Source organism: Methylobacterium sp. WCS2018Hpa-22, assembly GCF_031843785.1.
Taxonomy (GTDB): Bacteria; Pseudomonadota; Alphaproteobacteria; order Rhizobiales; family Beijerinckiaceae; genus Methylobacterium.
The window spans coordinates 14,595-37,963 of the sequence record NZ_JAVTJA010000018.1; the positions used below are offsets into that span (position 1 = coordinate 14,595).

The 23,369-nt window shown below is 63.0% G+C and carries 20 protein-coding genes; 11 read left to right on the forward strand and 9 right to left on the reverse strand.

Features of this window, described 5'->3' with window-relative positions; genetic code table 11:
- Positions 1–142 precede the first annotated feature (142 nt).
- On the forward strand, positions 143–2,230 hold the full coding sequence (locus tag RQI43_RS20615; RefSeq protein ID WP_311276431.1) for a TonB-dependent receptor: 2,088 nt from the start codon (positions 143–145) through the stop codon (positions 2,228–2,230).
- 148 nt (positions 2,231–2,378) lie between these two features.
- Here the strand turns inward: RQI43_RS20615 and RQI43_RS20620 are convergent, their stop codons facing one another.
- Positions 2,379–4,799, reverse strand: coding sequence for a penicillin-binding protein 1A (locus RQI43_RS20620; protein WP_311276432.1), 2,421 nt, complete (start codon positions 4,797–4,799; stop codon positions 2,379–2,381).
- A 174-nt stretch (positions 4,800–4,973) separates the two neighbouring features.
- Complete coding sequence (locus RQI43_RS20625; protein WP_056429727.1) at positions 4,974–6,248, reverse strand: N-acetylmuramoyl-L-alanine amidase; 1,275 nt, start codon at positions 6,246–6,248, stop codon at positions 4,974–4,976.
- A 738-nt stretch (positions 6,249–6,986) separates the two neighbouring features.
- On the opposite strand from RQI43_RS20625, the gene RQI43_RS20630 reads away from it, so the two are divergent.
- Positions 6,987–10,001 carry an Rne/Rng family ribonuclease gene (locus tag RQI43_RS20630; RefSeq protein WP_311276433.1) on the forward strand — a complete coding sequence of 1,005 codons (3,015 nt, stop codon included), beginning with the start codon at positions 6,987–6,989 and terminating at the stop codon, positions 9,999–10,001.
- Positions 10,002–10,471: 470 nt separating this feature from the next.
- Positions 10,472–11,446: a TorF family putative porin gene (locus RQI43_RS20635; RefSeq protein WP_311276434.1), complete on the forward strand. Its 975-nt coding sequence runs from the start codon at positions 10,472–10,474 to the stop codon at positions 11,444–11,446.
- Between the two features lie 73 nt (positions 11,447–11,519).
- On the opposite strand, the gene RQI43_RS20640 is transcribed toward RQI43_RS20635, so the two are convergent.
- Positions 11,520–12,710, reverse strand: coding sequence for an aminotransferase class I/II-fold pyridoxal phosphate-dependent enzyme (locus RQI43_RS20640; RefSeq protein WP_311276435.1), 1,191 nt, complete (start codon positions 12,708–12,710; stop codon positions 11,520–11,522).
- 183 nt (positions 12,711–12,893) lie between these two features.
- Here RQI43_RS20640 and RQI43_RS20645 point away from each other — a divergent pair, with 183 nt between their 5' ends.
- From RQI43_RS20645 to aat, 7 genes are all read left to right on the forward strand, one after another.
- A complete protein-coding gene (locus tag RQI43_RS20645; protein ID WP_311276436.1) occupies positions 12,894–13,703 on the forward strand; it encodes a DsbA family protein in 810 nt (269 codons plus the stop codon).
- A 112-nt stretch (positions 13,704–13,815) separates the two neighbouring features.
- The gene (gene aroQ, locus RQI43_RS20650; RefSeq protein WP_207412404.1) at positions 13,816–14,313 is read left to right on the forward strand and encodes a type II 3-dehydroquinate dehydratase; all 498 of its coding nucleotides are present in this window, start codon (positions 13,816–13,818) and stop codon (positions 14,311–14,313) included.
- A 20-nt stretch (positions 14,314–14,333) separates the two neighbouring features.
- On the forward strand, positions 14,334–14,819 hold the full coding sequence (gene accB, locus RQI43_RS20655) for an acetyl-CoA carboxylase biotin carboxyl carrier protein (protein WP_056430681.1): 486 nt from the start codon (positions 14,334–14,336) through the stop codon (positions 14,817–14,819).
- An 11-nt stretch (positions 14,820–14,830) separates the two neighbouring features.
- Positions 14,831–16,192 carry an acetyl-CoA carboxylase biotin carboxylase subunit gene (gene accC, locus RQI43_RS20660; RefSeq protein ID WP_056430648.1) on the forward strand — a complete coding sequence of 454 codons (1,362 nt, stop codon included), beginning with the start codon at positions 14,831–14,833 and terminating at the stop codon, positions 16,190–16,192.
- Between the two features lie 133 nt (positions 16,193–16,325).
- The gene (locus RQI43_RS20665; protein ID WP_311276437.1) at positions 16,326–16,640 is read left to right on the forward strand and encodes a hypothetical protein; all 315 of its coding nucleotides are present in this window, start codon (positions 16,326–16,328) and stop codon (positions 16,638–16,640) included.
- A 411-nt stretch (positions 16,641–17,051) separates the two neighbouring features.
- On the forward strand, positions 17,052–17,384 hold the full coding sequence (locus RQI43_RS20670) for a hypothetical protein (protein ID WP_311276438.1): 333 nt from the start codon (positions 17,052–17,054) through the stop codon (positions 17,382–17,384).
- A 122-nt stretch (positions 17,385–17,506) separates the two neighbouring features.
- Positions 17,507–18,193 carry a leucyl/phenylalanyl-tRNA--protein transferase gene (gene aat / locus RQI43_RS20675; protein WP_311276469.1) on the forward strand — a complete coding sequence of 229 codons (687 nt, stop codon included), beginning with the start codon at positions 17,507–17,509 and terminating at the stop codon, positions 18,191–18,193.
- A 13-nt stretch (positions 18,194–18,206) separates the two neighbouring features.
- Here aat and RQI43_RS20680 read toward each other — a convergent pair whose 3' ends face one another.
- The 5 genes from RQI43_RS20680 to RQI43_RS20700 form a co-directional block, all read right to left on the reverse strand.
- A complete protein-coding gene (locus RQI43_RS20680) occupies positions 18,207–18,839 on the reverse strand; it encodes a LysE family translocator (RefSeq protein ID WP_311276439.1) in 633 nt (210 codons plus the stop codon).
- A 28-nt stretch (positions 18,840–18,867) separates the two neighbouring features.
- On the reverse strand, positions 18,868–19,539 hold the full coding sequence (locus tag RQI43_RS20685) for a DUF2155 domain-containing protein (protein ID WP_056430663.1): 672 nt from the start codon (positions 19,537–19,539) through the stop codon (positions 18,868–18,870).
- A 141-nt stretch (positions 19,540–19,680) separates the two neighbouring features.
- Positions 19,681–20,979, reverse strand: coding sequence for an arsenic transporter (locus RQI43_RS20690; RefSeq protein ID WP_311276440.1), 1,299 nt, complete (start codon positions 20,977–20,979; stop codon positions 19,681–19,683).
- Positions 20,980–21,012: 33 nt separating this feature from the next.
- On the reverse strand, positions 21,013–21,450 hold the full coding sequence (gene arsC / locus RQI43_RS20695; RefSeq protein ID WP_311276441.1) for an arsenate reductase (glutaredoxin): 438 nt from the start codon (positions 21,448–21,450) through the stop codon (positions 21,013–21,015).
- Complete coding sequence (locus tag RQI43_RS20700) at positions 21,443–21,820, reverse strand: helix-turn-helix transcriptional regulator (protein ID WP_200919165.1); 378 nt, start codon at positions 21,818–21,820, stop codon at positions 21,443–21,445. Before RQI43_RS20700 ends, arsC begins: the two co-directional genes overlap by 8 nt.
- A gap of 47 nt (positions 21,821–21,867) precedes the next feature.
- On the opposite strand from RQI43_RS20700, the gene arsH reads away from it, so the two are divergent.
- Positions 21,868–22,626: an arsenical resistance protein ArsH gene (gene arsH / locus RQI43_RS20705; protein WP_311276442.1), complete on the forward strand. Its 759-nt coding sequence runs from the start codon at positions 21,868–21,870 to the stop codon at positions 22,624–22,626.
- A gap of 78 nt (positions 22,627–22,704) precedes the next feature.
- Here the strand turns inward: arsH and RQI43_RS20710 are convergent, their stop codons facing one another.
- The gene (locus RQI43_RS20710; RefSeq protein ID WP_207412393.1) at positions 22,705–23,118 is read right to left on the reverse strand and encodes an NADH:ubiquinone oxidoreductase subunit NDUFA12; all 414 of its coding nucleotides are present in this window, start codon (positions 23,116–23,118) and stop codon (positions 22,705–22,707) included.
- Positions 23,119–23,369: the final 251 nt, after the last annotated feature.

Sequence of the window (23,369 nt, forward strand, 5' to 3'; positions counted from 1 at the left end):
ACTGGATTTGATCCCAGGCTTTCCGCTGCCGCGTGATCGCCTGGGCTAAGGCCGATCCCATCTCTTTCTCTTTCAGGATCCGCTGCTCCTCCGCGCCGACAGCACGGAGTGATTCAGGGCGCGGGGTCCGGAGTCTAATTCCATGCAGAACTCCTATTTCGGAAGTGCGCTCGCCTTCCTACTTTTTTCCTCGACATCGGCCCTCGCCCAAGAAGTGGCCAATGCCGAACTGCCAGAACTCAGCGTTCAGGGCGCTTCGGCCGGGTCCCTCACGGTGCCGAGCGTCGCGGCGCAACGCGCTACGGTGAATGCCACCGTCGGGTCCGTCGCCTTCGTCGATGCCAAGGACTTTCAGAACCGCTACGCCAATACGCTACGCGATGTTCTCAAAGATACGCCCGGTGTCTTTGTGCAGCAGCGTTATGGTCAGGAAATGCGCCTTTCCCTGCGCGGATCGGGCATCTCGCGCGGTTTTCACCTCCGCGGCATCGAGCTGCTTCAGGACGGATTTCCGGTGAATGCCGCCGATGGAAGCGGTGATTTCTACCAGATCGATCCCCTCGCCCTGCGCTCCGTCGAGGTTTACAAAGGCGGCAACGCCTTGACCTACGGCGCCACGACGCTCGGCGGGGCGATCAACTTCGTGACACCGACGGCGCAGACCGCCCTTGCGCCAAACGTCGTGCGCGTCGATGGCGGCAGCTTTGGTACGATCCGCGAGCATTTCCAGTTCTCGCGTTTATCAGGACCAGCCGATTTCCTCATCAGTGGTACGATCACCAATGCTGATGGGTTTCGGGATCACGAGGCCCAGCGGACGCAGAACTTCAACGCCAATCTCGGCTATCAGCTAGCCCCCGGTGTCGAAACGAGATTCTATGTTGGAGTTTACCTTACAGACCAGAAGCTCCCCGGCACCCTGAGCCTGTTCAACAGTCTGAAAAATCCGACCATCGCGAATCCTGGCGCCATCGCGGGCAATCAGTCCCGGAAGGTGGAGACTGAGCGCGTCGCCAACCGAACCTCGTTTGCCCTCGACGTCGGCAAGCTCGATATCGATACCTGGGCGATCCACAAGTCGCTCTACCATCCGATCTTTCAGGTCATCGACGAGGATGGCTGGACATACGGTATCTCACCTCACTGGGCCGGCACCTTCGACATCGCCGGCTACTGCAACGACACGATACTGGGTCTGCGCGCGTTTGCCGGGCAGAACTCGTCGCTTCGCTTCACCAATCTTGCCGGTCAGCGGGGCGCGCAGACTCTGAATGCGCTGCAAAGTTCATCGAATTACGAGGCTTACGGTGAGAACCGCTTCTGGTTCCTCCCTGATGTCGCGCTGATGACGGGCGCGAAGGCCTTCTCGTCGAACCGGACTTATAGCGACAAGGGCGGCTTCGGCCCGAACTCCGGCGCCAAATTTGACAACCGGACCTATCAGGGCCTCAACCCGAAACTTGGTGTGATCTGGCAGCCTGTGCCGGATGTCCAGGTCTTCGCCGACATCACCCGTTCACGCGATGTGCCCGACTTCACTGATCTGACCCAGACCATCGGGGTAACGACGCAGTTCGTGCCGCTTCAGGCTCAACGCGCCTGGACTTACGAAGCAGGCACGCGCGGCCGGCTCGATGGGATTGCCTGGGACGTGACGCTCTATCGGTCGGAAGTTCGGGATGAGCTTGTCAATTTCAGCGTCAATCCGGGACTGAACATTCCGGCAGCTACGTTCAATTCGCCGCGTACGATCCATCAGGGTGTCGAGGCGGCAGTGACCCTCGACCTCGTTCGCGACCTCACCGGCAGTGGCGACCGTATCTCGGCTTCGCAGATCTGGACGCATAACGACTTTCGCTTCGTAAGCGACCCGCAATTCGGAGACAACCGCATCGCCGGCATCCCGCAGGACGTGTTGCGGAGCGTCGTGACCTACACCCATCCGAGCGGTTTTCACCTGAGCCCATCAGTGGATTGGGTACCGCACGGAGCTTTCGCGGATCATGCCAACACCCTTCAGGTGCCCGGCTACACCCTCGTCAACGTCCAGGCCGGTTTTGACTTTGCCAACGGAGTTTCGCTGTTCCTGGATGCGAGAAACCTGGGGGATATCCGATATGTCTCTGACATTTCGGTGTTGAACGACGCGGCCGCGATGGGCGGCAATCCGATCGCGTTCTATCCCGGCACCGGCCGCAGCGTATTCGGGGGGATCCGCGCCTCGTTTTGACGGCAGGTCGAATGAAGCCGCCTATTCACGCCAGCAGAAGGGCGTTTGATATCGGCACTTTTCTTCGATCGACCGGCGCCGTTATGGCGACACTTCCCGGACCACCGCTCGCCCGAGCGTCGGGTGTCCGGGAAGGGAGAGAGGCAGCCTAATACAATCCGCCCGCCTGCGCCGCACGGTCTGCATCCGCAGGTACGGCAGCGGGCGCGGAAGGTGCCGCCACATAAGCGTCCGGCGGGGCAGTGCCCGGCTTGAAGGCTTCGAGGATCGTACCTGAACCCTCGCCCGAGCCGGCGCGCATGCCGGAGGCGACATTGACGCGGATCAGCTTGATCCCCGGAGGCACGCGGAAGGGGGTCGGTGGCTTGTCCTTGAGAGCCTGCTTGAGGAAGTCGAGCGCGATGGGCGCCGACAACCCGCCGCCGGTGGCCCGGTCGCCGAGTGAGCGAGGCTTGTCGAAGCCGAGATAGACACCGACCGCGAGATCCGGCGAGAAGCCCACGAACCACGCATCCTTGGCGTCGTTCGTCGTTCCGGTCTTACCGGCCAGGGGCTTCCCAACCTGTTTCAGGATCGTCGCCGTGCCGCGCTGGACCACACCCTCCATGATCGAGACCATCTGGTAAGCCGTCAGCGGATCGAGGACCTGCTCTGAATCGTCCACGAGCTTGGGCTCATCCTGGCCGGACCACTTCTCGGCATCGCAGCCAAGGCACTTACGGTTGTCGTGCTTATAGATGGTCTCGCCGACGCGGTCCTGAATCCGGTCGATCAAGGTCGGACGGATGCGGCGGCCACCATTGGCCAGCATGGAATAGGCCGTGACCATACGCATGACCGTGGTCTCGCCGGCCCCAAGGGACATTGGCAGGACAGGGAGCATGTCGTCATAGACGCCGAAGCGGCGGGCATATTCGGCGATGAGCGGCATGCCGACATCCTTGGCCAGCCGAACGGTCATCAGGTTCTTCGAATGCTCAATGCCGTAGCGCAGCGTGTGTGGACCACCCGACTTGCCGTCATAGTTCGAGGGCGACCACGCTTCCTGGCCTGGTCCAGCCTCGATGGTGATCGGTGAATCCTGCACGATCGAGGACGGGGTGTAACCATTGTCCAGGGCCGCCGAGTAGACGATCGGCTTGAACGAAGAGCCCGGCTGGCGCTGGGCCTGTGTCGCTCGGTTGAACTGGCTCTCGTCATAGGAGAAGCCGCCGACCATGGCGTGGACGCGCCCGGTGAACGGGTCCATCGCGACGATGGCACCAGAGATTTCGGGGCGCTGACGGAGGCGATATTGTCCGCGACCGCCGTCTATCGCTTCGACATAAATGACATCACCGGCGTTCAGCGCGGCCGAGGGTGAGCGACCGGTCCAACGAGTACCGTCAGCGGCGATTGTTCCGGTCTCGCGCTCCTTCGAGACTTGGCCAGAGGCTTCGCGGCGGGGCTGAAGACCGATCTGGGCGACGCCGCCCGTGGTGCTCAGGACGACGGCAAGCCGCCATGGCTGCACGTCGCCAAGGGCCGGAACTTCCGCTACGGCGAGGCCCCAATCACGACCGACGAGATCGACCTTGGCCTGCGCACCGCGCCAGCCATGCGACTGGTCGTATCGGATAAGGCCGTCCACCAGTGCCTTGCGCGCCCAGGCCTGCATCTTTGGATCGAGGGTCGCGCGTACGGAGAGGCCACCCTCATACAGCTTCTTCTCGCCGTAGCGCTCGGTGATCTCTCGCCGGACCTCTTCGGTGAAGTAGTTGGCGTTCGCCGCGTTGGCAAAGGCGACGCGCGGGTTCACGCCCAGCGGCATTTTGCGGGCAGCCTCACCTTCTTCCTTGGTGATGTACCCGTTCTGGGCCATCAGGCCGATGATCTCATTGCGGCGGTCGAGGGCCTTCTGGGTCTGACGGTAGGGGTGGTAGTTGTTCGGGCCCTTCGGCAAAGCGGCGAGATAAGCGGCCTCGTTGATGGTCAGCTCGTGGACGGACTTGCCGAAATAATCGAGCGCCGCGGCGGCAACCCCGTGTAGGTTGCGACCGGGCACGATGGTGCCGAGGAAGATTTCGTTCAGATAGAGTTCGAGGATCTTGTCCTTCGAATAGGTCGATTCGATCCGAAGCGCGATCAGCGCCTCCTTGATCTTGCGGTCGAAGGTCTGCTCGTTGGTGAGCAGGAAGTTCTTCGCCACCTGCTGTGTGATGGTCGAGGCGCCCTGCTTTTTGCCGCTCTTGGCATTGGTCAGAATTGCGCGAACGACACCTTCGGGGTCGATGCCGCCATGCTTATAGAAATTCTTGTCCTCGGCCGAGAGGAAGGCCGCCACCACGACCTTCGGCATCGCCTGGATCGGTAGGTAGAGACGGCGCTCGTTGGCATATTCGGCGAGCAGGCTGCCATCCGCCGCGTGGACGCGGCTCATCACCGGCGGCTCGTAATTGGCGAGCGCGGCGTGGTCGGGCAGGTCCTGGCTGTAGGTGTAGTAAAAATACGCCCCGGCTGCGGATAGCAGTACGAACAGCATCGCACCGATGCTGAACAGGAAGCCGAAGAAACGAAGGATGAAGCGCATCCGGGTCCCGTCCGTCGATGATCTGCCGCTGCCGGTCCGGCCGAGAGGCGAGGATGACCGAGACCTCGATTATCCCGGAAAGGCAAGAGTGACGCGACGACCCGTGATCGACCGGAGGCGGTGGAACGCCTGTTCCGAGGCCGGGGCGCCGTGAGCCCCGGTTTCACACCGTATCTATGGTGAAACTGGGGCGATTGCCGCAGAGCGGCGCGGCGGCACAGGCCGGGTCAGCGAAGTGCGGTTGGCGAAGAACGCGTCGATCGCCTTCGCCATGCCTCCGGTGACGTCAGCGCGCCAAGCTTCGGATTGAAGCATCTCAAGGTCGCGCTTGCTCGATAGGTAGCCGAGCTCAACCAGCACCGAAGGCACGTCGGGCGAGCGTAGGACCACGAAGCCGGCCTCACGATGAGGCTTGTTGCTCAGCTCCATCACGGGGCTGAGATAGGACATCAGCCCTTTGGCAAAGCCCGACGAGAAGGTCCGCGTCTCCCGCAGGGTCAGTTCCTGGAGGATGTCGGCGATGTGGCCGGGGCCTTCGCTGGAATCCGTGCCGGCGGTCGAATCCGCTTTGTTCTCACGCTCAGCGAGCTTGGCCGATTCGGCGTCAGTGGCCTTCTCGGAGCCCGTATAAATGGTGGCGCCACGCACCTGCGGCGCGGAGGAAATGGAATCGGCGTGAATCGAGACGAAGAGGTCGGCGCTCGCCTCGCGGGCGATCCGCACGCGCTCTGACAGCGGCACGAACACGTCACGATCTCTGGTCATCCGGACACGGTAACGGCCGGAGGCTTCGAGCTTCCCAACCAGAGCCTGGGCGAAGCCGAAGACGATGTCCTTTTCAAAAACACCGCTGGCGGCGATAGCGCCCGGATCGATTCCGCCATGGCCAGCATCGATCATGATGAGTGGTCGGGAATCGGTCGGCTCCGCCACGGCTTCCTTCCGGCTTGGCGGAGATGGGTCGTTGGAAACGGCGGCTCGGCGGAAGGCGTCGCGGTCTGCTTTCTGGAAATCGACCGTCAGCAGAATGGCGCCGTCACGCGTACGTGTCGTCGTCTCGATTCGTCCGACTGTAGCTGGTTGCGCGAGATCGACGACGATGCGGGAGCGTCCGGGCGCAAACAGGCCGTAGCGGAACGAGGAAACCAAGCCTTCTCGGCGGCGGCCGGTTTCTGGCCCAAGCTGAAAGTTCACTTCCGCGAGGTCGATGACCGCCCGGTCCGGCCGCTCCATAACGAAGACGCGTGCCTCGATGGGTTTTGACAATGTCAGTGTCAGCTTCGTCGAGCCGCTCGAACCGACGGAAAGGTCAGCGGCAATGGCGACCGCCGATTGTTGGCTGGATGCCGCTGGATTGGTTCGCAGACCGTCCTGGGCCACGACCGGAGCAGTCGTCGCGACAACACACAGAATAAATGCGGAACGGAGCAGGCGAGCGAGAGGCGGCATCGGTCCGGCAGTCGTTGTCCTGGAACCATAAGGTCCTTCGGAAGCGCGAGCGTTCGTTAAGGGATACGATCAGGATGGTTAACCGTTCCTATCGTCCCTGATTCGCAAAGTGGCCAGTATGCTGCCGTGGGGCGACAGGTGCGAGTCGGATGCCGCGCACCCGACCACGGCGGCAAAGTTGAGGCGGCGGCTGCGTTGCTGCTTGCCAAGCGCCCGCGACGATCTGTAATGGTAATGTCCCTTCCCGGGTGCCGTGCGGTCGTCACCGTGGCCCGCGGGTGCGTCATGGCCTTTCGCCGCGTCGCCTCGCAGTCGGCTCTCCGCGTCAAGTTCGCCGGTAACTTCAATCCGGGTGGGTATCGGTGCATGCGGCGATTGTTTCGCCGAAGCGCCGTTCTTGAAATCAGCGGCCGGCGATTGCTCGGCTTCAAATTATTCGTGAGGTCAGGGAGCGGATGGGCGGACGCACAGCATCGGTTGCCGTTGCTCGTGTTCAAAGCGTACGCGATTCGCGTGGCGCCGGTTCCCCGTCGGCCTTGGCCAGGTTCAACCCCAGTCGCGCCGATCACCGGCGCCTAGCGGCGGTTGACGGCAATCCCTTCCCTAAAGCCCCCTTGGCCCGCTTCTGTGGGCCTAAGCGTGCTCTCCCCTCGACGGCCGATGGGCCGGGATCGGGCAGCGCTTCGCCGGGACAATTCGGCTGCAGAAGGACGACGTCGACCGCCATGAAAGTTCGTCATGGCCAACAACAACAAGATGCTCATCGATGCGATGCACCCGGAAGAGACCCGGGTCGTCACGGTGCATGGTTCCCGGGTTGAGGAGTTCGACTTCGAGGCGGCGAACCGCCGGCAGCTTCGGGGCAATATCTACCTCGCGAAGGTGACCCGAGTGGAGCCATCGCTCCAGGCTGCGTTCATCGAATATGGCGGTAACCGCCACGGCTTCCTCGCCTTCAGTGAGATTCATCCCGACTATTACCAGATCCCCCTCGCGGATCGTCAGGCACTGTTGGAAGACGAGGCGCGGGACGCCGAGGAGCATCGCGAGCGCGAGGAGCGTAAGCCACGCCGGCGCTCGCGCGGTCGCCGCGCTGAAGCCGCATCCGCCAAGACCAGCGATACGGTGAGCGTCGAGGACGTGTCCGAGGCCGTCGCGGCGCGTTCTTCCGACGACGCGACGCAGCAGGATCACACACCGCAGAACAACGAATCGGGTGAACATCCCATTGTGCCCGAGGCTGTCGGGACGCCTGATTCTGTCGTGTCCTCGGAGAATGCCGTCGACGAGTCTGTGAAGGACGAGGCCACTTCAGCCGATCCCTTCGCGCCTGACGCCACTTTCATCGAGCCCGGTTCGGACGCGTCGTCGGACCTGCCACCCGCATCCCTCGAAGGCGAGGCTGCTGCTCCCGTCGAGGCCCCTGCCCTCAACTTGGAGAGGACGGCTCCCTCAGAGGATGCTGTTGAAGAGCCGTCGCCTGAAGCCCATCCGGATGCCTCGGTTGCCGAAGACGAGACCGATGAGGACGACGATTCCGATGAAGACGATGATTCGGACGACGAGGACGACTCCGATGACGAAGATTCGGACGACGAGCATGAAGGCGAGGATGGCGAGCACAAGATCGCCCAGGTAGGTGGCAACGGCGACGCGTTGGCCGAGATCCCCGAGCGGCCGCGCACCTATCGCCGTCATTATAAGATCCAGGAGGTCATCAAGCGTCGCCAGATCATCCTGGTTCAGGTCGTCAAGGAAGAGCGCGGCACCAAAGGCGCGGCGCTCACCACGTACTTGTCGCTGGCGGGTCGGTACTCGGTGCTGATGCCCAATACCGGTCGTGGTGGCGGCATATCCCGCAAGATCACTTCGGCAGCGGACCGTAAGCGCCTCAAGGAAGTCGCTCAGGATCTCGAAGTGCCGGAGGGCATGGGCGTAATCCTTCGCACCGCCGGTGCGTCTCGGACCAAGCCCGAGATCAAGCGCGATTTCGAGTATCTGATGCGCCTTTGGGAGAGCGTTCGCGAATTGACGCTGTCCTCATCCGCGCCGGCTCTGGTCTATGAGGAAGGCTCACTGATCAAACGCGCGATCCGCGACCTCTATAACAAGGATATCGACGATATCCTTGTGGCTGGCGACGAGGCCTACCGCGAAGCACGCGACTTCATGCGCATGCTGATGCCGGGCCAGTCCAAGGTGGTGCAGCCCTACCGGGACGCGACGCCGATCTTTGCGCGCCACGGTGTCGAGCAACAGCTCGACGCGATGTTCTCGACCCATGTCACACTCAAATCCGGCGGCTATCTCGTCATCAATCCGACGGAGGCGCTCGTCTCCATCGACGTGAATTCGGGCCGTTCGACCCGCGAGCACGACATTGAGGATACGGCGCTCCGCACCAATCTGGAGGCGGCCGAGGAAGTCGCCCGCCAACTCCGTCTGCGCGACCTCGCTGGCCTCGTCGTCATCGACTTCATCGACATGGAGGAGAAGCGCAACAACCGCGCTGTCGAGAAGAAGCTGAACGATTGTCTGAAAAACGATCGCGCCCGCATCCAAGTCGGTCGGATCTCGCCGTTCGGTCTGCTTGAAATGAGCCGCCAGCGCATTCGCACCGGCATGCTCGAGAGTTCGTCGCTCCCCTGCGTCCATTGCGGCGGTTCGGGCTACGTCCGAGCTACGGCATCGGTTGCCCTGCAAATCCTACGCGCCATTGAGGAATCGCTCCTCAAGAGCACGACGCACAACCTTATCCTGCGTACCCGTACCGAGGTGGCGCTCTACATTCTCAACCAGAAGCGCGCGCATCTGCGCGAGCTGGAGATCCGCTTCGGCGTCAGCGTTACCATTGCTGCAGACGAGCGCTTGGCCGCGACATCCGCGTTCCAGCTCGATCGAGGTGAGCCGGCGATCCGAAGCGAGGGGCCCGCAACTGGTATCCGCGCCGTGGCGATTTCGCCCCAGGTGGATACCGACGACGATTTCGACGGCGACGAGGAAGAAGAGGCCGTCGTCGACGCCGAGGCTGAGGCGTCCGAGGTTGACGGTTCGCGTGAGAATTCGAGTGACGGCAATGGCGAGGGGCGCTCCGGTGGCCGCCGCCGCCGTCGGCGCCGTCGGGGTGGTCGTCACGAGACCGGCGAATCGACGGGTGAGCACTCCGCTAGCGGCGATGATCATTCCGGTGACGAGGACGTCGATGGAGAGAGTCAAGATCTAGGCGATCAGGCCGGCGACGCCCAGGACAATACGGCTCGCGAGAATGCGGCCGACGAGATCGTCGTTGGGGATGCTCCGGACAGCGAGACGACGCCCCGCTCCGAACTGTCAGAAGACGAAGGCGCTGGCCGCCGGCGTCGCCGCGGACGCAGGGGTGGACGCGGTCGGGATCGTAACGAGAGCCGCCCGCGCGACGATGCCGATGAGGAGCAGAACGTTTCAGACCCCGTCCAAGAGGGGGCTCCGGTTTCGGTCGATCTTCCGCCAGATGCATCGGAAGCGGCACTCGCACCTGTTTCGGTGGACTTGCCTATTGCTGACGAACCCTCGCTCAAGCCCATTGAGGCGGCGACTCGCGAGGCCCCGGACAACCTTCACGACACGTCTACATCGGACTTGTCCCCTGAGCCGGCTCCGGCGCCAATTCCTGCTCCCGAGCCGGTAGCGGTGGTGCTGACGCCGATCGATCCCGATCGTCCGAAGCGCGCCGGATGGTGGTCGCGGACCAAGGCTGCGCTCACAGGCGAATAATCCAACCTCCGACGACGCCGAGCGAACCAAAATGGGCCGCATCCTAACTGGATGCGGCCCATTTCATTTCCGGCTCCGTGTGCACCGTGCGAGACCACCGCGGGCGACTGGCCACTCCGCCTCATTGCAGATGAAGGTTCTTAGCGACGGCGATACTTATCGTGCATTTCAAGTATATTTCTTGCGCATATTGCACATGTATTCGTCTATTTTCGGGTTTTTCAATAGGGACCATGTGATTGGTGGGCTCTGTTGCAGCAAAGTCATTTTTCTCAAAGGCGTAGTCCCTTAAGGTCAAGCTTGAGTTAGGGGCGAAAGAGATGACGTCAGAAAAGACAGTCATCATCCCAGCCTTCACTGGCGCTAGAAAACCGAGCTGTTTGCACGTCGATCTAGAAGCCAGGGGGATCTCATTGAAATGGGGTTTGTGTCGCCACAGCCCCTTCGGCGACCACTGGAAGGATCGGGCCATGCGCCGTTTGTACACATCACTCCTGGCCTTCAGTACGCTTGCGAGCGTCGCTGTCTCGCCGACGATTGCAGCCGATCTTTCCGTACCCAAAGTCATGCCGGTCGAGGCGAAGGCTGCCGATCCGCTGATCGGCTTCTCGTTCGGCTCTCGCTACCAGACGGATTATAACTTCCGCGGTGTGTCGCAATCGAACCTGCAGGGCAGCTACCAGACCTTTTTCGAAGCACAGTTCTTGAACAACTTCGCCTATGCGGGTTTCGCGACTTATCAGACCCGCCTACCGACGCGACCAGACATGGAGTTCGATCTGATTGCGGGTATTCGCCCGACCTTCGGTAAGTTCGCCTTCGATCTCGGTATTCTGTACTACTTCTATCCGAACGAGCAGCAGGTCGTCCTGCCCGGCGGTACTGCGTTCTCCACCAAGAATTCTGATTTCTACGAAGCCGCTGGAAAGATGCTGTACACGGCGACGGATGCGCTGACGCTCGGTACGAACGTATTCTTCTCGCCGAACTTCTTCGGCACGCACGCCATTAGCACCTATGCTTCGGGTACTGCCGCTTACGCGCTGCCAGCCTCACTTTTCCCTTTCTTGCCTGAAGCCTATGCAGGCGGGTTCTCGCTGTCGTCGGAACTCGGCTACTTTTTCCTCGGTGCTGCAAAGAACTCCGCTACCGGATTCAACGCGGATATGGGGCGGTTCAACTCGATCAACCTGCCCAGTTACCTCTATGGGAACGTCGGCCTGTCCTACACCTACAAGAACATCGTTCTCGACGTACGCTACCACAACACCGATCTTACCAAGACCGAATGCGCCGTCTTCAGCGGCGACTTCCGCCAGGTTACCAATGGCGGGACCTCGAAATGGTGCGGTGACGCGGTGATTGGTTCGATCACGTTCCAGACCTCCACGGCGGCCCCGGGCATCTATGCCGAGCCGGGCGGATTCCTGAACCTGTTCCGCTAAGCGCGGCGCTCAGATACAAAAAAATGGCCCCGGAGCGCTTCGGAGCCATTCTCATGTCGATGGCCAAAAGCCTTCAACCGAGCCAAGCCTTCAGGCGACGAACCGCCTCTACGCAATCCCGTTCGGACCCCGCGAAGGAGAACCGCACATGGTGGCTTCCCTCCGCGGCGTCGAAATCAAGTCCCGGGGTCGCGGCCACACCGGATTGCTCCAGCATCCGGCGACAGAAGGACGATGCGTCGTCGGTGAGGTTGGCGACGTCGGCATAGAGGTAGAAGGCGCCATCGGCCGGATGGGTACTTCCCAGGCCGAGGGAGGGAAACGCGTCGAGCAACAATGCCCGGTTGGCGGCATAGCCGAGGCGAATCGTCTCCGCCTCTTCCATCGCGTCGAAGGAAGCCAACGCCGCCACCTGCGACAGGTAGGGCGCGGAGATGTAGAGATTCTGCGCTAATCGCTCGACGGGACGAGCTAGCCAAGGCGGAACCACCATCCAGCCAATGCGCCAGCCGGTCATGCAAAAGGTCTTCGAGAACGAGTTGATGACGATGGCATCGTCATCGAACTTCAGTGCGGTTTCGGTGGGCATACCGTAGCTGAGACCGTGGTAGATTTCGTCCGAAATGAAAGGCAGCCCCAAGTCGCGGGCCGTGGCGCAGAGTTGCGCGAGCCGGGCAGGCTCGATGACCGTGCCGGACGGGTTGGCGGGACTCATCACCAGGATGCCGGAAAGTGAGTCGCGACGATGCATGGTGCGCAAAGCCTCACTCGTTGGAGCGAAGCGGTCTTCGTCCCGCAGCGTCATAGGCACCGGAACGAGATCCAATGCGTTGAGAATGCTGCGATAAGCGGGATAGCCCGGTTGTGGCACCGCAACGCGCGCGCCTGCATCGAACAGTCCGAGAAAAGCCAGCACGAAGCCGGCTGAGGAGCCGCTGGTGACGACGATCCGATTGGGTGACACCGTGACACCATAGGTGTCGCGATAATGCCGGGCGATGCGCTCGCGCAGGGCCGGAATCCCACAGGCATCGGTGTAAGGCAGCCTGCCGGTTTCCAAAGCACGCTGTGCGGCCTCGATCACACGACGCGGCGCGGGAGCCGAAGGCTGGCCGATTTCCATATGGATCACGCCGTCACCCTGCCTGTCACGCAGAGCAGCGGCGGCCATGATGTCCATGGCGAGAAAGGGCGCTACGCGGCTTGCGCGCAGTGAGGCTCTCGCGGCAATGCTGCTGTCGGGGCGATCGGCGGCTGACGTCATGGTGCTGGCTTACTCCCCTCCGCCCTCCTCTTCCAGGCAACTTACCCATTCCTCGCCGCCACGGATTATGGCGCATCGGGCGATGCGATTGACCCGCCGCCGCGAAAACGCCTAACCCGGCGACTAACGACCGGTCGTCCCGAGCCGGATCACGGCCGACGGGACGCGACCCCGCGAGGATCAATGCGCCTGCTTCGCCACTTTATTTCGTCCGTCGCCCTCGCTGGCGCTCTGACCTCCGGCGTTTCGAACGCTAATGCGCAGGCGCCGGCTCCCGCTCAGATGGCCCCGGCTTCGGCTGCAGCCTTCACCGATGTGCAGCGCCAGGCGATCGAGGCGATCATCAAGGATTACCTCGTCAAGAATCCTGATGTTTTGCAGGAGGCCATTGCCGAGGGCGAGCGCCGCCAGCAGGAGACACAGAAGCTGGCCCAGGCCGCCGCGCTGAAGGAATCCCGCGAGGCCCTCGTGAACTCGCCGCACGGCGTAGTGGTCGGCAATCCGTCCGGCGACGTCACCCTGGTTGAGTTCTTCGACTATAATTGCGGCTATTGCCGCAGGGCGCTCGCCGACATCCAGACCTTGGTGAAGGGGGATCCCAAGCTGCGGGTCGTGCTGAAGGATTTCCCCGTCCTCGGAGCGGAATCACTGGAAGCCAGCAAGATCTCGCTGGCGGCCAAGCAGCAGCTCAAGGGCGAGAAGCTGTTCGAGTTCCACGTCAAGCTCCTGGAGAGCAAGGGGCGGGTCAACGGCGAGCGCGCGGTTGCGCTTGCCAAGGATATGGGCCTCGACATCGCCAAGCTGCAGAAGGATGCACAGGGAGCGGAAGTGAAGGCGGCGCTGGCAGAGAATGTCGGCCTCGGCGACAAGCTCGGTCTCTCCGGTACGCCGGCCTTCATCATCGGTGAGGAGATCATCCCCGGTGCCGTGGGCGTGGAGCCGATCCGCAAGACCATCAGCGATATCCGGCAATGCGGCCACGCGAGCTGCTGAGGCGCATCATGCCCGGCGATTGTTCGGGCAATGCATCTGTCGCTTCCGGCGGCGATCGTCTAGGACCACCGCCCCGGCTCTTTGGTGCGGCCGGCGCTTCGAACGCGATGTCATGATCCCGATCCACGTCCTTCATGGACCGAACCTCAACCTCCTGGGACGCCGCGAGCCAGGCATCTACGGGACCGCCACGCTCGACGACATCGAGCGCGACCTACGCGCGCGCGCCGAAACCCTCGGCGTCACGTTGACCGTCCGCCAGACCAACCACGAGGGCGAACTGGTCGGTTTCGTGCAGGAGGCGGGCCTTGCGGGCGCCGGGGTTCTTATCAACGCCGCCGCCTACACCCATACCTCCGTCGCCCTACGGGATGCGATCGCCGGCAGTGGTGCCATCGCGGTTGAGGTGCATCTGTCGAACGTGCATGCGCGCGAGGCCTTCAGGCATGTTTCGCTCATCGCACCGGTCTGCGCTGGAATCATCTGCGGTTTCGGTCCGCACAGCTACGGTCTGGGTCTGGAAGCCCTGGTGCGGTTGCTCCAGGCTCGCCTGCCGTCTCTCCCTTCTCTCCTGTCCGATGCTTCGTCGGACGCCAACTCTCAAGACTGACCGGAATGGCCAAGGTGCCGATGCCTAAGAACGAACCTTTCGATCCCGAGCTCGTACGCGAACTCGCCAAACTCGTGACCGAGACGGATCTGACCGAAATCGAGGTGGAGAAGGGTGACCTGCGCATCCGCGTGGTCCGTCGGATCGAGCCCGTCCACGTTCAGGTGGCGGCTCCCGCCCCTGCCCTGGCGACGTCGGCCCCCGTGGCGGCTGCGGCGCCTGTCGCCGGCCCCGGCACAGCCGGTGATCGTACCAAGGCCGGGGCGGGACACCCTGGAGCCGTACCCTCGCCAATGGTTGGTACCGCGTATCGTCGACCCTCCCCGGATGCCAAGGCCTTCGTCGATATCGGCTCAACAGTCGCAGCTGGCGAGAAGCTCCTTCTGATCGAGGCCATGAAGACGTTCAATGAGATCGTCGCCCCCCGCGCCGGAACGGTGACCGCGATCTTCTTCGAGGATGGGCAGCCGGTCGAGTTCGGCGAACCTCTCCTCGTCATCGAGTGATTGCGCGTCCCATGTTTGAAAAGATCCTGATCGCCAATCGCGGCGAGATCGCCCTTCGCGTCCTTCGCGCGGCCAAGGAACTCGGGATCGCCACCGTAGCGGTGCATTCCACAGCTGATGCCGATGCGATGCATGTGCGGCTTGCCGACGAGAGCGTGTGCATCGGGCCCCCGTCGGCCCGGGACAGCTACCTCAACATTCCGTCAATCATCGCCGCCTGCGAGATCACGGGGGCGGATGCGGTGCACCCGGGCTACGGATTCCTGTCGGAGAACGCCCGCTTCGCCGAGGTGCTGGCGCACCACAATATTGGTTTCATCGGCCCCAAGGCGGAGCATATCCGCATCATGGGTGACAAGATCGAGGCCAAACGAACGGCAAAGCGTTTGGGCATCCCTTGTGTGCCGGGCTCCGAGGGTGGGGTCGACGATCCGGTAGAAGCCAAGCGGATCGCGGCCGAGATCGGATATCCCGTGCTGGTGAAGGCCGCCTCCGGTGGGGGGGGGCGCGGTATGAAGGTGGCTCGGACGGAAGCCGATCTCGAGCAGGCCCTCGATATGGCGCGCACCGAAGCGAAGGCGGCTTTCGGTGACGATGCGGTCTATCTCGAGAAGTATCTCGAGAAGCCGCGCCATATCGAAGTTCAGGTTCTTGGTGATGGCCGAGGCCGGGCCGTCCACCTCGCGGAGCGCGATTGCTCGCTCCAACGGCGGCACCAGAAGGTCTGGGAAGAAGGCGGCTCGCCGGTGATCGACGAGGCGACTCGCGCCGAGATCGGCGGCATCTGCGCCAAGGCGATGCAGGAGCTCGAATATATCGGCGCCGGCACCGTAGAATTCCTCTACGAGGATGGTCGCTTCTACTTCATCGAGATGAACACCCGCATCCAGGTCGAGCACCCGGTCACAGAGATGATTACGGGTGTCGATCTCGTGGCCGAGCAGATCCGTGTGGCCGCTGGCCTACCCCTCTCCGTGACACAGGACGACATCAAGGTGTCCGGGCATGCCATCGAGTGCCGGATCAATGCCGAACACCCGGCCACCTTTCGTCCATCGCCTGGTCTCATCACCTACTTCCATCCGCCGGGTGGACTCGGCGTCCGCGTCGATTCCGCCGCCTATCAGGGATATCGCATCCCGCCGAACTACGATTCCCTCATTGGGAAGCTTATCGTTCACGGGCGCACCCGCCAGGAATGCCTCATGCGCCTGCGTCGCGCCCTCGATGAGTTCGTTGTCGCCGGCGTCGACACCACGCTTCCGCTCTTTCGCACACTCGTGCGAAATCCGGAGGTCCTCGACGGAGCGTACGATATCCATTGGCTGGAGGGTTTTCTCGAAGCTGGCGGTCTCGCGGACGCCGCAGTCTGAAGAGGTTCTACAATCGGCTAAGCGGAACTGCTCCGCTAGAAGCTCGTTCTTTGGTTGAACAGTTTCTCATTGTGCGCAATCGAGCGTGATTGTGCCACCGTGATGAGAACAGGAATCAGCAAGGACGAACTTCATGCGTATCGCAAAGCTCACTGTCGCCGCCATGCTTATCGCAGCCTCCCCGGCTCTGGCGCAGTCACCTTCGGGTAACGTCTCGCAGCCGGAACGGGCCGTACCGCAGGCTGGCACGACCACAGGTGGGCCGCTCGACAACCCGTCGACGCGCGATATGCCGCCGGCCACGGGCAGCACGAGCCGTCCAGCCGGGGAGAACGGAATGTCGCCGGGTGCCGGCGCGGTCGATTCTGCGAAGGGCGGTAATGCCGATCAGACGAACAAAGGCATGGGGGCCAATACCGGCTCGACCTCCGGCGGCCCCGCCCGCTAATTGCACATAATTCCAAAGTGACGATACAGAACAGTCGGCCTCAACAGGTCGGCTGTTTTGTTTTGCCGGCCTCTGAAAGCGTAGGTCATTCTCGATTAGTGCGGATGAGCACGATGATGGATATTCCTACCTCCGTGATTTGGAAAGCGAGCTAGTCATTTTTTCTAAAAATCACTGCACTGGCGCCTATTAAGAGCAAAATACAGTTCTCTCTGGGGCATCCATAGCATGGCGGTCATCTGATCTAGTTTTTCACCCCCGGTGGGATGTGACACATCGCCGGCTCAATATCTCCGGAACGTCTTGGGTCGTCAGAGCTTATTCGACCAGTCCGGCCCGGCCAGCGCCTTTCTATTCTCACCAGGCAGCCACCGAGAGGCCGATTCTCTTCCTACCGACTGAGTTCCAATCATGCGCACCCTGACACTCGCCCTCGTGGCTGCTACCCTGAGCGCCACCGCCGTTCTCGCCCAGGCACCAACTGACTTTGTTGGCGCGTCCGACAGGATCGTACCGCTAGCGGGTACCAATGGTGTCGACGCAATCGATCGCCCGCCGGTCTACGGTTCTTATCGCGATGCAGAAGGCCGTATCGACGTTGAGGACACAGGAAGTGTCCGCGGCGGTTTCTTCAACTCCAACCGTGAGGCCGTGTTCGAGGATTCTGCGAAGGGCGGCAATGCCGAGCAGAACCAGCGCTCCTACCCCAACCTTGGCACGACCTCGGGCGGCCCGGAATTCTGAGCTCGGCTCGTTTAAAACGTAAGTGGGCGGAGCGGAGGCTCCGCCCTTTTTCGTTGGGCGCGACGCTGGGTGACGTTATGTTGCTCTGGCTTTCGCGCGCGGGAGACGTCACATTAGTGGCCATGCACCACGACCACGACGGCGATTGCGTGGACATCACTCCGCAGATCCTGTTGAAAGCCTATGCTGCCGGCATCTTCCCCATGGCGGAGGATGCCGAGGACCCGACGATCTACTGGGTCGAGCCGAAGGCTCGCGGCGTCCTGCCAATCGACTATTTCCACGTTTCGCGTCGGCTTGCCCGAACCATTCGATCCGACCGTTTCGAGGTGCGGACAGATTTCGATTTCGATGGCGTCATCTCGGGCTGTGCCGCTCCGCGAGGCGATGGCGAGAAGACCTGGATCAATGCGCGCATCCGCGAACTCTACGGCGCACTATATGATGCAGGCCACGCACATACGATCGAGGTCTATGCCGAAAGTCGGCTGGTCGGCGGGCTTTATGGCGTTTCGCTCGGAGCGGCCTTCTTCGGCGAGAGCATGTTTCACATCTCCCGCGACGCTTCGAAGGTTGCCCTCGCGCACCTGATGGCGAGACTGCGGAAGGGCGGATATCGCCTCGCCGACACACAATTCGTCACGGACCATCTGATCCAGTTCGGAGCCGAGGAGGTTCCGCGCCATGTCTACAAGCGTCGCCTCGCCGAGGCGATCGCTGCTGAAGCAGTTTGGGACGTTTGGCCCAAGGAACGGGCGGTCAGCGGCGAGGAGGTGCTTGCCTCGCTTGCTCAGGCCCAGGAAACCTGAGTCGCGAGCCGCATTAGCGACCTCGATCGAGCGCCATACGAAGTGCGAGGCTCCCCAGGACGCCCCCCATGATCCAGCGCTGGGCCTTCAGCCATCCGGGATTGCGGGACAGGAAGACGGCGATCGATCCCGCCGCCAAGGCGATGAGCGCGTTCACCGCGATGCTGATCACGATCTGAACGGAGCCGAGCATCAGCGTCTGTCCCAGCACCGAGCCGCCTGTTGGCGTCACGAATTGCGGCAGCAGCGCGAGGTAGAGCATCGCGATCTTTGGGTTGAGGAGGTTGGTGAGGAAACCCATGGCGAAGAGCCGCGTCCGGCTGTCGGGGGCGAGCCGGCTCACCTCGAACGGCGAGCGACCGCCGGGCTTCAGGGCCTGCCAGGCGAGATAACCGAGATAGAGGGCGCCGGTCAGCCGCAGCGCGTCATACGCGTAGGGGACCGCCAGGATCAGCGCCGTGATGCCGAACGCAGCGCACAGCATATAGACGACGAAACCCAGCGCGACTCCACAGAGGGAGACCAGTGCTGCCGCGCGGCCCTGGCAGATCGCGCGGGAGACCAGATAGGCCATGTTCGGCCCCGGCGTCAGCACCATCCCAAGGGAGACGCCCGCGAAGGCCAGGAAGGTGACGGCATCGGGCATACTGGGGAACTCCGTTGCGCGGCCGATCCTACCGGAAGATGGCGTCGAAGATCGATTGTGGCTGCGGCGGCGGCGCGGGGGCCGGGCCTTCATTCGTCGGGAAGAACTTGCGCGAGGGCTTCTGCTTGGGCTGTACCGGAACGCCACGCGGCGCTTCCACGTCGACCTGCCCGTTTGGATTGACCTGCTGAGCCGTCCGCGTCGGGTCGGTATTTTTCTGGCGTTTCGTCCTTTCCGGCTTCGACGCCATAGCAGGCACGTCCTCCTGCTCTCGCGCCTCGGCGATGATGTCATTGCCGCCTTTGCAATCAACGAGCCATACATCGTAGATCGGATGCTCGATGGCGTGGAGCCCCGGGCTGGCCGCGAACATCCAGCCCGTGAAGATCCGGCGGTACTTATTGTCGAGGGTCACCTCGTCGACTTCCAGGAAGGCCGTGGTCTTCGGGCTCTCGGTCGGCGGCCGGCTGTAGCATACGCGCGGCGTCATCTGCAGCGCGCCGAACTGCACGGTCTCGTCGACAGCGACCTCGAAGGACACGATCCGTCCGGTGATCTTGTCGAGGCCGGAGAACACGGCGGTCGGGTTCTTGATCTTGTCGGCGAGGGCCTGCCCCGTCATCGGCAATCCGAGCGCCACCGCGCCCGCGAGCATGAGGCCGGCCCTCAGGGCAATGTGCAATCGGCGTTGAACGAGCATGCGGCTTACCCGGAGCGGGACGATGAGGCGTCTGCCCTAAGCCAGGGCGGTCGCGATGTCATGCACCGATAGACAGACCAAGCATGGTGTAAAAAGGGCGGCGTGCCTGTCCATGGGTGTCGGGCGTTCGCCGATGGCGCTTTACCCCTGCGGGCCGAGGAGAGGGAGCCAGATCGCCAGCGCCGCGAGGGTGACCAGCAGGACCGGCGGGGTGATCACCATCCCGATCTTCATGTACTGGGCCCAGGTGATGGTCTGTCCCTTCGCGGCCAGCACATGCAGCCAGAGCAGGGTGGCGAGGCTGCCGATCGGGGTGAATTTCGGGCCGAGATCGCAGCCGATCACGTTGGCGTAGATCATCAGTTCGCGGGTCAATGGCGACAGGTCCGGGGCTTGCTGGATCGACAGCGCGCCGATCAGCACGCTCGGCATGTTGTTCATCACCGAGGACAGGATGGCGGCGGCGAAACCGGTGCCGATGGTGGCCACCCACGGCCCCTGCCCGGCCAGCCAGGTGAGGCCCTTGGCCAGTTCGCCGGTGAGGCCGGCATTCCTGAGGCCGTAGACCACCAGATACATGCCGAGGCTGAACAGGACGATCTGCCAGGGCGCGCCGGTCAGCACCTTGCGGACCGGGATGATCCGGCCGCGCAGAGCGAGGCCGAGCAGCAGCGCGGCACCGAGGCCGGTCACCGCCGAGACCGGCACGCCGAGCGGTGCGGTAAGCGTATAGGCGAGCAGCAGCAAGCCGAGCAGTGGGAATGCAGTCCGGAACACGACGGGATCGCGGATGGCGTCGCTGGGCGTTTCCAACGCGTGCATCGGATAGGCTTCGGGGATGTCGCGCCGGTAGGCGAGCCACAGAACCACCAGGGTCGCGGTCAGCGATACGAGGTTCACCGGCACCATCACGGCCGCATAGCGCCCGAAGGGCACGGCGAAATAATTGGCCGAGACGATGTTGACGAGGTTGGAAATCACCAGCGGCAGGCTCGTCGAATCGGCGACGAAACCGCAGGCGACGATGAAGGCTAAGGCTGCGGGCGGTTTAAAATCGAGCCGCAACAGGACCGCGAGCACGATGGGGGTCAGGAGCAGAGCCGCACCGTCATTGGCGAAGACCGCCGCAATGGCGGCGCCGAGCACAATCACAAGGGGGAACAGCCGCCGGCCCCTGCCGCCGCCCCAGCGGGCGATGTGCAGGGCCGCCCAATGAAAGAACCCGGCCTCATCGAGCAGCAGCGAGATGATGATGAGGGCGACGAAGGTGAAGGTCGCATCCCAGACGATGTGCCAGACGATCGGGACGTCGCCCGGCTGGATGACCCCGGCGGCGAGCGCCAAGGTGGCCCCGGCCAGGGCGCTCCACCCGATCCCGATCCCCTTCGGCTGCCAAATCACGAATACCAGGGTGACAAGGAAGATGGCGAGCGCAAGCATCCGGGTCGTTTCTCGTAATGGGTCGAACCGCGCTCAGGCGGTGGCGACGCGGCGTCCATGCTCGTCCACCACCCGCTCGCCATCCTCCTTGGCGAACTCGCCGTGCTGGACCGGCAGGAGGTCGAGCACAACCTCGGAGGGGCGGCACAGGGCGACGCCCCTCGGCGTCACCACGAGCGGGCGGTTGAGCAGGATCGGATGCGACGCGATGGCGTCGAGCAACTCCTCGTCCGTCAGGGTCGGGTCGCTGAGGGCGAGCGACAGGTAGGGTGTGCCCGTCTCGCGCAGGATGTCCCGGACACAGAGCCCGGCCCGGCCGAGCATCTGGCGGATCAGGTCCGGGTTCGGCGGGGACTTCAGATACTCGACCACATGCGGCTCGATCCCGGCATTGCGGATCATCGCCAAGGCGTTGCGGGACGTGCCGCAATCCGGGTTGTGGTAGATCACAACGTCGAACGGTTCAGACATGGGTGCGGTCTCCATAGGCCTCGTCGCTGGTGGGACTGGGACAGGCGGTGAGCGCGTTCACGGCCGGTGCGCAGACCTCCGCTCTACCCCGGCAGCAATCGCGCATCAGGAACTCGATCAGCCCCGACAGGGCCGGATAGGTGGCGCTGTAGATGATCGATCGGCCGTCGCGCCGGGATTGGATCAGCCCGGCATGGCTCAGTTCCTTGGCGTGGAACGACAGGTTGGTGCCGGAGACGCCGACCTCGCCCGCCAGCGCGCCCGCGCTCAACCCGTCCGGACCGGCGGTGACCAGGGCGCGGATGATCCGCAACCGGTTCTCCTGGCCGAGGGCCGCGAAAGCCGCGACGGCTTGCCGTTCTTCGATCATCGATGCAATATCTCAATCATTATTGAAATATAACGGAAGGTCGATCCTTGGACAAGCCCGGACAGCCCTTCACCGACGGATTGCCAAGCCTCAGCGAAGCCCATTTCGCGGTGCCGCTACCGGAGCATCTGCGGGTCAACGAGCCCTTCAGCCACGCGCCGCGCTTTCTGATCCTGTACGGGTCGTTGCGTGAGCGGTCGTTCAGTCGATTCCTCGCTCACGAGGCCGCGCGCCTGCTCGAAGCCATGGGCGGCGAGGTACGCATCTACGACGCAGATGGCCTACCCCTGCCGGATGACGCCACCGCCGCTCATCCGAAGGTGCAGGAGCTGCGCCGGCTCTCGCTCTGGTCGGAGGGGCAGGTATGGGTGTCGCCCGAGCGCCATGGCACCCTGACGGGTGTGATGAAGAGCCAGATCGACTGGTTGCCCCTCAGCGAGGGCAGCGTACGCCCGACCCAGGGGCGCACCCTGGCGGTGATGCAGGTCTCCGGCGGCTCTCAGAGTTTCAATGCGGTGAATGCCCTGCGCCTGCTCGGACGCTGGATGCGGATGATCACGATCCCGAACCAGTCCTCGGTGCCGATGGCCTACAAGGAATTCGACGAGGCCGGCCGGATGAAGCCGGGGCCGCTCTACGAGCGCGTGGTGGATGTCTGCGAGGAACTGATAAAGTTCACGCTCCTGACGCGCGAGAGGGCCGACTACCTCGTCGACCGCTACAGCGAGCGCAAGGACCGCCAGCCGGAGCGGCTGAAGGAAGTCGCCGCGGATACAGGCTTTGCCAAGCCTCCGGAGGCGCCCTGAGTCACAAAGGGATAGGTGATAGGCGCCGCCCCGCCGGGCGACCGCCGGATTGAGATGCCGGTTCGCGCGGGCTCCGGGTTATTCCGGGCTCCAGGCCGCGTAATCGCCCGCCGTCAGCGGCTTGGAGCCGGGATTGAGCTGAGAGCCCTTCGGCCGGTAGGCCGCGCTGGTGCCGGTCAGATTCTCCACATGCGGCTTCTGCCATTCACGAGGGATGTAGGTCTCCTCGCTCGGAGGCACGTCGCTGTTATGGCACAGCCAGCCGCGCCAGCCGGGCGGTACCTTCGAGGCGTCGGCATAGCCGTTATAGATCACCCAACGGCGCTCCGGGCCGACCGAGCGATCGATCAGCGGGCCGAGCGCCTTGTAATAGGTGTTGCCGAAATCGTCCGTGCCGACGAGCTGGCCATGCCGGGCCGTCATGAGAGCGAGCGACATGGTCTGCCCGTTCCACCACGTGAAGATCCGCAGAAGCGTGTCCTTGAGAGCCATCGCACTTGCCTGAACCGGACCGGCTCGACCGCCTGCCCTTCGTGGGCCGGACTATGGTGAGGGGCCGATGCGAAGTCCAGCTTTTGTCGGGTCCTGCCCGCCGGTCCGGGCGGGACCGGTGCGGCCGGAATCCCACATCGCGAGCTTCTTAACCAAACGCTTACTTTGACCGACTCCCGCCCGGCCTGTGAACCGAAAATTTTCCGCGCCGAATCCTCCAAGCTGAAAGGACACTTATCGGTGTGGCTGCG